The sequence below is a fragment of the Streptomyces sp. NPDC043952 genome (assembly GCF_056435325.1).
The window spans coordinates 156912-170243 of sequence record NZ_JBWKES010000006.1 but is presented as its reverse complement, the minus strand read 5'-3'; the positions used below and the strand labels follow the sequence as shown (position 1 = coordinate 170243).

The window sequence follows — 13332 nt, the reverse complement described above, 5'->3', positions numbered from 1 at the left end:
AACGGCTTCCTGCACGCACCCCAGGAACCCCGGAACCCTCGGCATCGCCGGTCTGGCCGCATTCACCCTCATCCAAGGTTCCAGCCAGGACGCCGGGCCATCCGCCGCCACCGACACGGAGAAGGCGACAGCGCCCGTCCTGCACGGCTGAGACAGGCATGGACGCTCAGAGGGAACACCGCCACCAGCCTGGGGAGTTCGAAGCGAGCCGTCAGCAGCTGGACGCGATCGGCTCCTGGGTGCTCTCCGGAGCGCACCTGGTCGAGTACGTGAGACTTTTCCCGGGCTGCCCGCGACAGCGCGCGCGGCCGCCCGCGAACGCCTCGACGCCCAGTTCAAGCCCGACTTCGAGGAGATGCAGCGGTTCTTCTCGGTGCAAGCGAAGGCGCTCTACCCGGACGCGCAGATCACCGCCGTCCAGGCGACCTTCAAGAACCGCCCCATGGTTCCGTTCTCGGCGCGGTACGAGACGCCCAGGCCGAAGCGGCACGAACGGGGAATTCTGGCGACGTCGTGGCTGACCTGCGTACCGGAGGTGGCGGAATGACCGGGGTCTTCGCCCTGCTGGGCAGGGGATGGCGCAAGGTCGCGGCTCGGCTGACCGATGTACTGGTGCGGTTCGCGAGCAGGAGGCACCGGCTGATCGGCGTGGCCATCCTCCGTGTCGTCATCGGCTTCGCCACCGTTCTGTACTGCCTGTCCGACTACTCGAAGCGGCGCTTCCTGTGGGGGCCGGACTCCTACGACTCGATCTCCACGGCGAAGGCCGCCCTGCCGCGCTGGAACTTCTCGATCTTCCTATGGAGTCATTCCACGCTCTGGTTCGAGATCGTCTTCCACGCCGCGATCCTGGTCGCCCTGGCCTTCATGATCTTCGGCGGCCGGGTGCTCACCCTGGTGCAGGCCGTGATGATGTGGTCGCTGCACAACCGCAACCAGGACGTCCTGGAGGGCGGTGGCAACCTCGCCCAGATCCTCATCCTGTTCATGGTCTTCACCGTCTCCAACGCCTACTTCGCGCCCGGCGCGAAGCAGCGGCGCGCACGGATGCGGGAACAGGAACAGCCGACGGTCCCCACCGTGCTGCACAACCTGGCCGCCTTTCTCATCGTCTTCCAGACCGCGGTGCTGTACTTCGCCGCCGGCTACTGGAAGATCACGGGGAAGATGTGGCAGGACGGCGTTGCCATGTACTACATCAGCCGGATCACCGGTTTCGAGATGTCGTCGGCCTATGCGCATCTCATGAACAACGCGTTCGTGGGCACCGCCGTGTGCTACTTCACGATCTTCATCGAACTCGCGCTGCCCTTCGCCATCCTCTCCGCCCGCCCATGGGTCCGGAAGGCCAACACCGTGGCCCTGGAGGGCCTGCATCTGGGCATCATGGCCTTCATGGGCCTCATCTGCTTCGGCCTGCTGATGATCGGCGCGGACTGCACCTGCCTGCGTGACGACGACTACCAGTCGCTCGCCCGGCGCTTCCGGTCCGTCAAGGACCGGCTGAAGCAACGCCGTTGGGCACCGCTGCCCACCGGCGGAATGACCCCCGTGGCCATGGTGGCCGGACAGGACGGTGTGGCCGATGCGTGACACGACCGGGGAACCGGCGACGCCCCGCCAGGCGGGGCGGCCGGACTACGGGCCGGCAGCTGCCGCGGCGCAAGCCCTGTACCGCTTCCTCACCGCCGAGGCCGCCGACCGGGAGCATCTCGCGCCGCGCGTGGTCGCCGCCGTGGGCCGCGGGCCGCGCACGGCTCGACGAGATCGTGGACGCCACGCTCGCGCGCATCGGAGACGTCACCGGCATACGCGACAGCCGCGACGGCCTGGTGATCGAGGGCACCACCGGCCGAGCCCTCGCCTTCGCCGTCAGCCAGGACGGCCAGCGACTCGACGAGTTCCTGATCCAACCGGGGGCGTACCGGCCACCGCGCCTGCGCATCCCGCCGGAGGTACGCGGAGCGTTCGCGTGGAGCGTCCTGACACTGTTGCTCGTCCTGCGCATCGCAGCGTGCTGGGATGCGCCCTCCCGCATCGTCTGGTGCGGGCGGGCGCTCATGGTGGCGGCCGGCTACGTGGCCCTGGAGGGCCGGTTCACCCCCGCTCGGCTTCCGTGGTGGATCCGCCGGCCCGTGGAGGCCGGGGCGCTCGTCGCCCTCGCCTCCGCGTGGCGTCTGGCCGGGCTGCCCGTCTCCGGTGGCAATGCCGCCGAACCCGTCGTGGGCCTCGTCCTGGTCGGCGTCTTCTGCGCGTTGCTCGTCCGGGCACGACGCCACCGCTGGGGAACAGCCGTCTCCCGCCCCCTCGTGTTCCCCCTGCGGGGCGGCAGTTGGTACATCGCGCAGGGCGGAGGGCGCGGCCTCAACCACCATTTCGCCTTCACCGAACAGCGGGGTGCCCTGGACATCATCCAGGTCGGCCCCGGCGGCAGCCGGTCGCGGAACCGCGCCAAGGGCGTGTCCGGCAGGAACGAGAGCTACCTCGTCTACGGGAAGCCTGTGCACGCGCCCTGCGACGGCACCGTCGTCTCCGCCGCCGACCACATCGCCGATCAGGAACCCGGCCTCATCCGCTACCAGCCCCTGTACGGCAACCACGTGTGAATCGACACGGGCTCCGAGATCGTGAAGCTGGCTCATCTGCGCCCCGGCACCGTGACCGTGGCCAAGGGCGACACCGTGCGCGCCGGGCAGGTGCTCGGCCAGATCGGCAACTCGGGCAACAGCACCGAGCCGCACCTGCACATCCACGCCGAGCGCGACGGCATCGGCCTCGACCTGGAATTCGAAGGAGTCTCGGGCCCGCTGTGCCGGGGCCGGACCATCCGCACGTAGCACCCCGTTCCTGAGCGGCCGGCGTCCGGTACGGCGAGAAGCCCCGTTCGTGCCGGACTGCTCTGCGCTGCGCGCCCTCCGGCGCTCCCACACCAGAAGGTCCGTATACGTGTCCCTGCATGCCCTCATACGCCCGCCACGTCATCTGCGCCGCCGGTCCCTGGTCGCAGCGGCCTGCGCCGCGCTGCTCGGCACCGCCGGGTTCCTGCCCGCGGCCCACGCGGCCGACCGGCATCCGCTGACGGGATCCCGGCCCGCGTTCGCGACGCCTGCCACCGACTCCGGCCCGGTGCCCGGCGATCGGCACATCGATGCGCGGGTCTACCTCGGCTCCCGTGACCCGCAAGGGCTCGTGGCGCTCCTGCGTGACATCACCGATCCCCGCAGCCCGCACTACCGGCCCTACCTCACCCCGGCCGAGTACCAGCGGCGCTTCGGCCCGACCACTCATCAGGTCCGCGCCGTGACCGCCTGGTTGCCTGGGTCCGGGTTCACCGTCACCGGCCGCACCTCCCACTACCTGGCCATCGAGGGTCCCGCCCGCGCCGTCCAGCGGGCCTTCGGTACGGGGCTGCACAGCTACCGCACCGGCCGCGGTACGAGCGACGCCCCCACCGGCGACCTCAGTGTGCCCGCCTCCCTCGGCGCCACCGTGCTCGGCGTGTCCGGCCTGTCGGCCCCTGGCGCGGCCCACCCGCTGTCCACTCCGTCGCCCGCCCTGAACGTACCCGCGGACGGCGCCGTCTGCTCCGGGCACTTCGGTGAGAAGCCCGCCACCGACATGCCCAAGGCGTACGGCAGGACCTCCACCTACGCGCCCTGCCCCTACACCCCCGCCCAGCTGCGCCACGCCTACGGGGCCGGCACCAAGGGCGCCAGCGGGCACGGCTCCACCATCGCCATCGTCGATGCCTACGGATCGCCGGACGTGGCCGCGGACTCCGATCGCTACACCCGCGCCACCGGCGACCGTCGCTTCCGGCCGGGCCAGTACCGCCAGCATGTGACGCCCGCCGACTGGCATGTCGGCGTCGCCCCCGCGCCCCCGCGCACCTGGGCCGGCGAACAAGCGCTCGACGTGGACCTCGCCCACGGCCTGGCCCCGGACGCGAACATCCTGTACGTCGGCGCGAACTCCTGCCTCGACAACGACCTGATGGACGCCGAGTCGTACATCATCGACGGCCGCCGGGCGGACGTCATCTCCAACTCCTGGGCGGAGATCATCCACTCCAGCCCCGGCCACCTCACACCCGCGCTGGTGGCGTCGTGGAACCTGCTGTTCGAGCAAGCCGCCGCCGAAGGCATCGGTGTCCACTTCGCGGCGGGCGACTGCGGCGACTCCTCGCCCCGGGCAGCTCAGACCGGCGTCAACTGCGACCCGAAGACCACCCGCGCCCAGGCCGACTTCCCCAGCGGCTCCCCGTGGGTGACCTCGGTCGGCGGCACCACCCTCGCCCTCGACCGGCACGGCGACTACGCCTGGGAGACCAGCATGGGCGACGAGTTGTCCATCCGCACCGACACGGGCAAGGGACCCTGGGGGCCCATCCCCGGCGTCTTCGCCTTCGGCGGCGGAGGAGGCGCGAGCGACTTCCCGCAGCCCTGGTACCAGCGCGGCCGCGGCACCGGCGACACCGGGCACCGGGCGACACCCGACGTCGCGATGGAGGGTGACGGGGCACTGCCCGTACTGGTCGGGTTCACCGACGCGGGAACCTTCCACCTCATCGGATCCGGCGGCACCTCCGCGGCGGCGCCCGCCTTCGCTGCCGTCCAAGCCGACGCACAACAGGCCTCCGGGCACCGGATCGGCTTCGCCAACCCGCTCCTGTACGCACTCTCCGGCTCCCGCCCCCAGACCTTCCACGACGTCACCGACCGGCCCGCGCACGCCGGATCCTCGCCCCTCACCGTGGTCCGCGACGAGGGCCCCGACACCGACACCTCCACCGGCGCCCAGCGCTACATCCTCTACACGCTCGGCCATGACTTCGGCCTGCCCGCGCACCACGGCTACGACGACGCCACGGGCCTGGGGTCCCCCGCGCCGGGATACCTGCGCTGGTTCCAGCACACCAAGGGCGCCCTGCGGTGACCGCCGACGCCATCGTCGTGGGAGCAGGGCCGAACGGCCTCGCGGGCGCCGTCACGCTCGCCCGGGCGGGCCTCTCCGTGACCGTCCTGGAAGCCGCCACCACCATCGGCGGCGGGACGCGCAGCAGCGAGCTCACCGTGCCCGGCCTGCTCCACGACCATTGCGCCGCGGTGCATCCCATGGCTGTCGCATCGCCCTACCTGCGCACTCTCGGCCTCGAACGCCACGGGCTGCGCTGGGAGCACACCGAGACCGCCCTCGCCCACCCCCTCGACGGCGGCCGCGCGGCCGTGCTCCAGCGCGAGCTGGCCGCGACCGTGCGGGGTCTCGGCGTCGACGGCCCGGCCTGGCGTCGTCTGTTCTCACCCCTGACCGCCCGCTACGACGCTCTGAGCGAAGACCTCATGGGCCCCTTGGCGCGGCTGCCCCGTCACCCCGTCCTGACGGGCAGGTTCGGGCTTCTGGCGGCCCAACCCGCGCAGTGGACCCTGCGCCGATGGCGGGGCCAGGCGGCCCGTGCCCTGTTCGCGGGGATCGCCGCCCACGCGCTGCAACCGCTCGCCGCCCCCGGCAGCTCCGCCATCGGACTCATGCTCACCGCCGCCGCGCACCGGCACGGCTGGCCCGTCGCCCGCGGGGGCTCTCAGGCCATCGCCGACGCGCTCGCCGCCCGTCTCGTCGAACTCGGCGGCACCATCGAAACGGGCACCCCCGTCCGTTCCCTGCGAGACCTTCCCCCCGCCCGCACCATCCTGCTCGACCTGGCTCCCCACGCGGCGGCGCGGGTGTGCGGTCCGCGTCTTCCCGCCCGCGTCCGACGCGCCTACACCCGCTACCGGCACGGGCCCGCCGCGTACAAGGTGGACCTGGCGGTGGAGGGAGGCGTGCCATGGCGCGCCGAGGTGTGCCGCACGGCGGGCACCGTCCACCTCGGCGGCACCGCGGAGGAGATCGCGGAGGCCGAACAGGCGGTGTCCCGCGGGCGGATGCCACAAAGCCCCTTCGTACTGGTCGCCCAGCAGCACCTCGCCGACTCCGGGCGTTCGGCCGGCGACATCCATCCCGTGTGGGCATATGCGCACGTCCCGCACGGCTACGACGGCGACGCGACGGCCGCCGTCCTGGACCGGATCGAGCAGTACGCCCCCGGACTGCTCGACCGCGTCGTCGGCCTGTCCGCCCGCACCCCGGCCCAGCTGGCGGCGTACAACCCCAACTACGTCGGCGGAGACATCCTCACCGGCGCCAACTCCCTCGTCTCGCTCGCATTCCGCCCGCGCCCGGCCCTCGACCCGTACGCGACGGGCATCCCCGGCGTCTACCTGTGCTCGGCGGCGACGCCACCGGGCGCGGGCGTGCACGGCATGTGCGGCCACAACGCCGCGAGCTCGGCACTGCGAGAACTCGGCCGGGACCCTCTACGAACAATCCGGCCACAGGCATGAGACCTTCCTCACAGAGAGCAGAGGCCGGAAACGAATGCCACAGCACACGCAAACAAGAATGGGCGGCATCGCCATCGCGATGCCGCCCATTCCCTCTGTGCGCGAGGGGGGAGTTGAACCCCCACGCCCTTGCGGGCACTGGAACCTGAATCCAGCGCGTCTGCCTATTCCGCCACCCGCGCATTGGGTGTGTCTTCCGGCTTCGGCCCTTTCGGGCTGGCCCCTTCCGACATGCAGAACATTAGCACGTCGTACGGGGTGGGTTCACATCCCTTTCCCGGGCCCCCTGACCAGCCCCTCACCGCACAACCCACCGCGCCTCACCGACAACCCACCGCGACCCACCGCACAACCCACCGCCCACCGCGCGCCCGACCCGAATCCGGACCCGGACCCCACCGCCGCGTCCCGCCCCGTCCCGCCGCGCCCGCCCCTGCGCACCGTGACCGTCCCCACACCCGTGACCATCCGCACAGCGCACGGCCGTTTCACCGCGTATCAAGGAGTCCTGGTTCACGTATCAACCTCGTACCGGTCCCGGTCATCTCCCCAGGAGAGGGGCGGGGGCGGGGCCGGGTGCGGGACACTGGTCTTCGCCCGGCTCTACGATCCATGCCGGGGAGGAGTTCCAAGCGGAGCCGCTGGGGGAACCGGCTGTTTGCCGGGGGCGTGGATACGATCAGTAAGCAGTACCGGCGGTACCGGCAAGGCAACGCACAGAGCACCACAGGCAGCACCACACGCAGCACACGCACCACAGAGCAGGACAAGGAACCGACAAGGGACGGAGGAGGTGCCCCATGGGAGTCCTGAAGAAGTTCGAGCAGCGTCTCGAAGGTCTGGTGAACGGCACCTTCGCCAAGGTCTTCAAGTCCGAGGTCCAGCCCGTGGAGATCGCCGGCGCGCTCCAGCGCGAGTGCGACAACAACGCGACGATCTGGAACCGCGACCGCACCGTCGTACCCAACGACTTCATCGTGGAGCTCAGCGCGCCCGACTACGAGCGTCTCAGCCCCTACTCCGGCCAGCTCGGCGACGAGCTGGCCGGCATGGTGCGCGACTACGCGAAGCAGCAGCGCTACACCTTCATGGGCCCGATCAAGGTGAACCTGGAGAAGGCCGAGGACCTGGACACCGGGCTGTACCGGGTGCGCTCGCGCACCCTCGCCTCCTCCAGCGACCAGCAGGCCCCCGCGCACGGACCGGGCCCCGCCGCGGCTCCGGGCCGGCCGGGCGGGGCCGGAGCCGGCGCACCGGGCCAGGGCGGTTACGGCTATCCGCCCGCCATGCCCGCCGGCGCGCCCCCCATGCCCGCCGCCCCGCCGCCCGGCACCCGCCCCGGCGGCTACGGCTACCCGCAGCCCGCCACCCAGCGCCCCGCGGCCGCCCCGATGAGCGGCGGACGCACCCGCTACTGGATCGAGATCAACGGCACCCGCCACCAGATCTCCCGCGCCACCCTGGTGCTGGGCCGCAGCACCGAGGCCGACGTACGGATCGACGACCCCGGCGTCTCCCGCCGGCACTGCGAGATCCGCACCGGTTCGCCCTCCACGATCCAGGACCTCGGTTCCACCAACGGCATCGTGGTGGACGGGCAGCACACCACCCGCGCTACGCTCCGCGACGGCTCGCGGATCGTCGTGGGCAGCACCACCGTTATCTATAGGCAAGCCGAAGGGTGAAGCGGGGGCAATGTCAGAGCTGACCCTCACGGTCATGCGGCTGGGTTTCCTGGCCGTACTGTGGCTGTTCGTGATCGTGGCCGTGCAGGTCATCCGCAGCGACCTGTTCGGTACGCGCGTCACCCAGCGCGGATCGCGTAGGGAGGCCGGGCGGGCGGCCCAGCCCGCGGGCGGCCGCCAGGCCCGGCAGCAGGCCGCGCCCCCGCAGCAGCGCGGCCAGCAGGCCGCCGGCGGCGGCCGGCGCGGGCGCAACACCCCCAGCAAGCTCGTCGTGACCGAGGGCACACTGGCCGGCACCACCGTCGCGCTCCAGGGCCAGACCATCACGCTGGGCCGGGCGCACGACTCCACCATCGTGCTGGACGACGACTACGCCTCCAGCCGCCATGCCAGGATCTACCCCGACCGCGACGGCCAGTGGATCGTCGAGGACCTGGGGTCGACCAACGGCACCTACCTGGACCGGTCCCGGCTGACGACCCCCACGCCGATCTCGCTGGGCGCGCCGATCCGCATCGGCAAGACCGTCATCGAGCTGCGGAAGTAGTGCTACATCATGAGTGAGCGCGAGCGGAGCGAGCACGCGGCGGGGGACCGTCTTCCGGTCCCCGGCGCGCTCCCGACCGGAGGGTGGGCAGTGTGGCTCGACACGACCGGCTGCATTCGGAGCCGACGGGCGAGGTGCGCATGAGTCTGTCACTGCGCTTTGCCGCCGGTTCGCACAAGGGCATGATCCGCGAGGGCAACGAGGACTCCGGTTACGCCGGTCCCCGGCTGCTGGCGATCGCCGACGGCATGGGCGGCCAGGCGGCCGGCGAGGTCGCCTCCTCCGAGGTCATCTCCACGCTGGTCACCCTCGACGACGACGTGCCCGGCTCCGACATCCTCACCTCCCTCGGCGTGGCCGTGCAGCGCGCCAACGACCAGCTGCGCTCCATGGTCGAGGACGACCCCCAGCTGGAGGGCATGGGCACCACGCTCACCGCGCTGCTGTGGACCGGGCAGCGGCTCGGCATGGTGCACGTCGGCGACTCGCGCGCCTACCTGCTGCGCGACGGGGTGCTCACCCAGATCACCCAGGACCACACCTGGGTGCAGCGGCTCGTGGACGAGGGCCGGATCACCGAGGAAGAGGCCACCACCCACCCGCAGCGCTCGCTGCTGATGCGTGCCCTCGGCAGCGGCGACCACGTCGAGCCCGACCTGTCCATCCGCGAGGTCCGCGCCGGCGACCGGTACCTGATCTGCTCCGACGGCCTGTCCGGCGTCGTCTCCCACCAGACGATGGAGGAGACCCTCGCCAGCTACCAGGGCCCGCAGGAGACCGTGCAGGAGCTGATCCAGCTCGCGCTGCGCGGCGGCGGCCCGGACAACATCACCGTCATCGTGGCCGACGTCCTCGACCTGGACACCGGCGACACCCTCGCGGGCCGGCTGTCCGACCAGCCGGTCGTGGTCGGCGCGGTCGCCGAGAACCAGAGCCACCTGCACGACAACGGGATCATGCAGACCCCGGCCGGCCGCGCCTCCCACCTCGGCCGCCAAGGGCACGGCGGCGGCGAGTTCGGCCCGCCCGGCTCCGGCGACACCACCGGCTACATCCCGGCGGGCAGCTTCGACGACTACGCCGACGGCGACTTCACCAAACGCAAGAGCCGCAGATGGCTGAAGGCGTCGCTGTACAGCGCCCTCGCCCTCGCGGTCATCGGCGGCGGCCTGTACGGCGGTTACCGCTGGACGCAGACGCAGTACTACGTCGGCGCCAGCGAGGAGCACGTCGCGCTGTACCGCGGGATCAGCCAGGACCTGGCCTGGGTGTCGCTGTCGAAGATGCAGCAGGACCACCCGGAGATCGAACTCAAGTACCTGCCGTCGTACCAGCAGAAGCAGGTCAGGGCCACGATCGCCGAGGACGGCCTCAAGGAGGCCCAGTCGAAGATCCAGGAGCTGGCCGTGCAGGCCTCCGCCTGCAGGAAGGAGGCGGAGCGCCAGGACGCCGAGCGCACCCAGCCGGGCAAGCCGCACACGGGCAAGTCCAGCGGGAGCAAGTCCAACGCGGACGGCGCCACCGGCACCCTGTCCACCGCCGCCTTCACCCGGACGACCGCGACCACGAACCCCAAGACGGGTCCGTCCGCGGGCTCGCCGGGACCTTCGCAGTCTTCGTCCACGACCCCGTCCGCGACCCCCAGCCCCGGCCCCACCCTCTCGGAGGATGAGCAGAAGGTCGTCTCGCTGTGCGGTAAGCAGTAGGCAAGCCGTGAGAGGCCCTGTCACACGATGAGCAGTACGACTAACTCGCCGACACACCACACGTCCACCATCGGCGCGATCGGCGCGCCGAGCCGCCGCAACACCGAGCTGGCCCTGCTGGTCTTCGCGGTGCTGATCCCGGTGTTCGCCTACGCCAACGTGGGCCTGGCCATCGACGACCACGTACCCTCCGGCCTGCTCAGCTACGGCCTGGGCCTCGGCCTGCTGGCCGGCGTGGCCCATCTCGTCGTACGGAAGTTCGCCCCGTACGCCGACCCGCTGCTGCTGCCGTTGTCCACCCTGCTCAACGGGCTCGGGCTCGTCGCCATCTGGCGGCTCGACCAGTCCAAGGCGCTCCAGCAGATCCATGTCGCGGGCGGCAAGGCGACCAACCAGCTGATGTACACGGCGATGGGCATTGCCCTGTTCGTCGCGGTGCTGTACTTCCTCAAGGACCACCGCACGCTCCAGCGCTACACGTACATCTCCATGGTGTGCGCGCTGATCCTGCTGCTGCTCCCGCTGGTTCCGGGGCTGGGGCTGAACGTCTACGGCGCCAAGATCTGGATCTCCGTCGGCGGTTTCACCATCCAGCCAGGTGAGTTCGCCAAGATCGTGCTGGCGATCTTCTTCGCCGGCTATCTGATGGTGAAGCGCGACGCGCTGGCCCTGGCCAGCCGCCGTGTCATGGGCCTCTACCTGCCGCGCGGCCGCGACCTCGGTCCGATCCTCGTGGTCTGGGCGATGTCCATCCTGATCCTGGTCTTCGAGACCGACCTCGGTACGTCGCTGCTGTTCTTCGGCATGTTCGTGATCATGCTGTACGTCGCCACCGAGCGGACCAGCTGGATCGTCTTCGGTCTGCTGATGTCCGCGGCCGGCGCCGTCGGCGTGGCGAGCTTCGAGCCGCACGTGAAGATGCGTGTGCAGGCATGGCTCGACCCGATGAAGGAGTACAAGCTCTCCCAGGCGGGCGTCGCCGGTCACTCCGAGCAGGCCATGCAGGCCCTGTGGGCGTTCGGCTCCGGCGGCACCCTCGGCACCGGCTGGGGCCAGGGCCACTCCGAGCTGATCAAGTTCGCCGCCAACTCCGACTTCATCCTCGCCACCTTCGGCGAGGAGCTGGGCCTGGCCGGCCTCATGGCGATCCTGCTGATCTACGGCCTGATCGCGGAACGCGGCGTGCGCACCGCCCTCGCCGCCCGCGACCCGTTCGGCAAGCTGCTCGCCATCGGCCTCTCCGGCGCCTTCGCGCTCCAGGTCTTCGTCGTGGCCGGCGGTGTGATGGGCCTCATCCCGCTGACCGGTATGACCATGCCGTTCCTCGCGTACGGCGGTTCGTCCGTGATCGCCAACTGGGCGCTCATCGGCATCCTGATCCGCATCAGCGACACCGCCCGCCGCCCGGCACCCGCCCCCGCAGCCAACCCCGACGCCGAGATGACCCAGGTGGTCCGCCCGTCATGAACAAACCCCTGCGCCGGATCGCGATCTTCTGCGGCCTGCTCGTGCTGGCCCTGCTCGTCCGCGACAACTACCTCCAGTACGTCAAGGCCGACAGCCTGCGCAGCGACCCGAACAACCGCCGGGTCGCCATCGAGCGCTACTCCGCGCCGCGCGGCGACATCATCGTGGACGGCAACCCGATCACCGGCTCGACCGAGGTCAAGCACGGCGACTTCAAGTACAAGCGCACCTACAAGAACGGGCCCATGTGGGCCCCGGTGACCGGCTACTCCTCCCAGGCCTTCGACGGCAGCCAGCTGGAGAAGCTGGAGGACGGCATCCTCACCGGCAACGACGACCGGCTGTTCTTCCGCAACACCCTGGACATGATCACGGGCAAGCCGAAGCAGGGCGGCAACGTCGTCACCACGCTCAACGCCGCCGCGCAGAAGGCCGCGTACAACGGGCTGAAGGCCGTCGGCGGCAAGGGCGCGGTCGCCGCGCTCGACCCGGCCACCGGCAAGATCCTGGCGCTGGCCTCGTACCCGTCGTACGACCCCTCGACCTTCGCGGGGAACACCGACGACGACGCCAAGGCCTGGAACAAGCTCCAGAAGAAGAACGACCCGGCCGACCCGACGCTCAACCGGGCGCTGCGCGAAACCTACCCGCCGGGCTCCACCTTCAAGGTGGTCACCGCCGCGGCCGCGCTGGAGAACGGCAAGTACACCTCCGCCGACCAGCCGACCGACTCGCCGCTGCCGTACATCATGCCGGGCACCACGACCCCGCTGCCCAACGAGGGCAACCTGCCCTGCAAGAACGCCACCATGCGGGTCGCGCTCCAGTACTCCTGCAACACCGTCTTCGGCAAGATCGGCGCCGACCTCGGCAACGCCAAGATGCTGGCGGAGGCGAAGAAGTTCGGCTTCGACGCGGAGCAGTTCACCCCGGTGCGCTCCAACGCCTCGGTGTTCTCGGACAACATGAACGCCTCGCAGACCGCGCTGTCCTCCATCGGCCAGTACAACACCGCCGCGACCCCGCTCCAGATGGCCATGGTCGCCTCGGCGGTCGCCAACGACGGCAAGCTGATGAAGCCGTACATGGTGGACGAGCTGGAGGCCTCCAACCTCGACCCGGTGGAGAAGACGAAGCCCCAGGAGCTGAGCCGGCCGCTGTCGCCGCAGAACGCGCAGATCCTCCAGTCGATGATGGAGACCGTGGTCGAGAAGGGCACCGGCACCAACGCCCGGATCCCGAACGTCAAGGTCGGCGGCAAGACCGGTACCGCCCAGCACGGTGTGGCCAACAGCGCCAACCCGTACGCGTGGTTCATCTCCTACGCCAAGCTCCCCGACGGCAGCTCCCCGGTGGCCGTGGCCGTGGTCGTCGAGGACGAGCACGCCAACCGCGACGACATCTCCGGCGGCGGTCTGGCCGCGCCCATCGCGAAGAACGTGATGGAGGCGGTCATCAACTCCAAGAAGTGACGACCATCACATCGCTTTCCCAACGACGCACGTTGCGGTACCGGTCCGGTATCGGGATCCGAGCTTGGCCAGGTC

The 13332-nt window shown here is 70.7% G+C and carries 11 protein-coding genes and 1 tRNA gene; 11 read left to right on the top strand and 1 reads right to left on the bottom strand.

What is annotated here, in order from left to right; all coding sequences use genetic code 11:
• The first annotated feature begins 355 nt into the window (after positions 1-355).
• The 6 genes from AC069R_RS09535 (at position 356) to AC069R_RS09510 (ending at position 6380) form a co-directional block, all read left to right on the top strand.
• A complete protein-coding gene (locus AC069R_RS09535) occupies positions 356-547 on the top strand; it encodes a hypothetical protein (protein ID WP_478765957.1) in 192 nt (63 codons plus the stop codon).
• Positions 544-1593, top strand: coding sequence for a hypothetical protein (locus AC069R_RS09530; protein ID WP_478765956.1), 1050 nt, complete (start codon positions 544-546; stop codon positions 1591-1593). The genes AC069R_RS09535 and AC069R_RS09530 overlap by 4 nt, the downstream gene beginning before the upstream one ends.
• A 176-nt stretch (positions 1594-1769) precedes the next feature.
• Positions 1770-2606 (top strand): hypothetical protein, encoded by an 837-nt coding sequence (locus AC069R_RS09525; RefSeq protein ID WP_478765955.1) that lies wholly within the window; start codon positions 1770-1772, stop codon positions 2604-2606.
• A gap of 21 nt (positions 2607-2627) precedes the next feature.
• Positions 2628-2837 carry a M23 family metallopeptidase gene (locus AC069R_RS09520; protein ID WP_478765954.1) on the top strand — a complete coding sequence of 70 codons (210 nt, stop codon included), beginning with the start codon at positions 2628-2630 and terminating at the stop codon, positions 2835-2837.
• A gap of 109 nt (positions 2838-2946) precedes the next feature.
• A complete protein-coding gene (locus tag AC069R_RS09515; RefSeq protein WP_478765953.1) occupies positions 2947-4935 on the top strand; it encodes a S53 family peptidase in 1989 nt (662 codons plus the stop codon).
• Positions 4932-6380 carry a phytoene desaturase family protein gene (locus AC069R_RS09510; protein ID WP_478765952.1) on the top strand — a complete coding sequence of 483 codons (1449 nt, stop codon included), beginning with the start codon at positions 4932-4934 and terminating at the stop codon, positions 6378-6380. Before AC069R_RS09515 ends, AC069R_RS09510 begins: the two co-directional genes overlap by 4 nt.
• 98 nt (positions 6381-6478) lie before the next feature.
• Here AC069R_RS09510 and AC069R_RS09505 read toward each other — a convergent pair.
• Positions 6479-6562, bottom strand: a tRNA-Leu gene (locus AC069R_RS09505).
• 618 nt (positions 6563-7180) lie between these two features.
• Between AC069R_RS09505 and AC069R_RS09500 the strand changes: the two genes are divergently transcribed.
• The 5 genes from AC069R_RS09500 to AC069R_RS09480 all read left to right on the top strand — a co-directional run bounded on the left by AC069R_RS09500 (position 7181) and on the right by AC069R_RS09480 (position 13257).
• Positions 7181-8065 carry an FhaA domain-containing protein gene (locus tag AC069R_RS09500; protein WP_397984994.1) on the top strand — a complete coding sequence of 295 codons (885 nt, stop codon included), beginning with the start codon at positions 7181-7183 and terminating at the stop codon, positions 8063-8065.
• A 10-nt stretch (positions 8066-8075) separates the two neighbouring features.
• Positions 8076-8612, top strand: coding sequence for an FHA domain-containing protein FhaB/FipA (locus AC069R_RS09495; RefSeq protein WP_397984995.1), 537 nt, complete (start codon positions 8076-8078; stop codon positions 8610-8612).
• Positions 8613-8752: 140 nt separating this feature from the next.
• On the top strand, positions 8753-10318 hold the full coding sequence (locus AC069R_RS09490; RefSeq protein ID WP_478765950.1) for a Stp1/IreP family PP2C-type Ser/Thr phosphatase: 1566 nt from the start codon (positions 8753-8755) through the stop codon (positions 10316-10318).
• Positions 10319-10345: 27 nt separating this feature from the next.
• Positions 10346-11785: an FtsW/RodA/SpoVE family cell cycle protein gene (locus tag AC069R_RS09485; protein WP_478765948.1), complete on the top strand. Its 1440-nt coding sequence runs from the start codon at positions 10346-10348 to the stop codon at positions 11783-11785.
• Positions 11782-13257, top strand: a complete 1476-nt coding sequence (locus tag AC069R_RS09480) for a peptidoglycan D,D-transpeptidase FtsI family protein (protein ID WP_478765946.1) — start codon at positions 11782-11784, stop codon at positions 13255-13257. Before AC069R_RS09485 ends, AC069R_RS09480 begins: the two co-directional genes overlap by 4 nt.
• Positions 13258-13332: the final 75 nt, after the last annotated feature.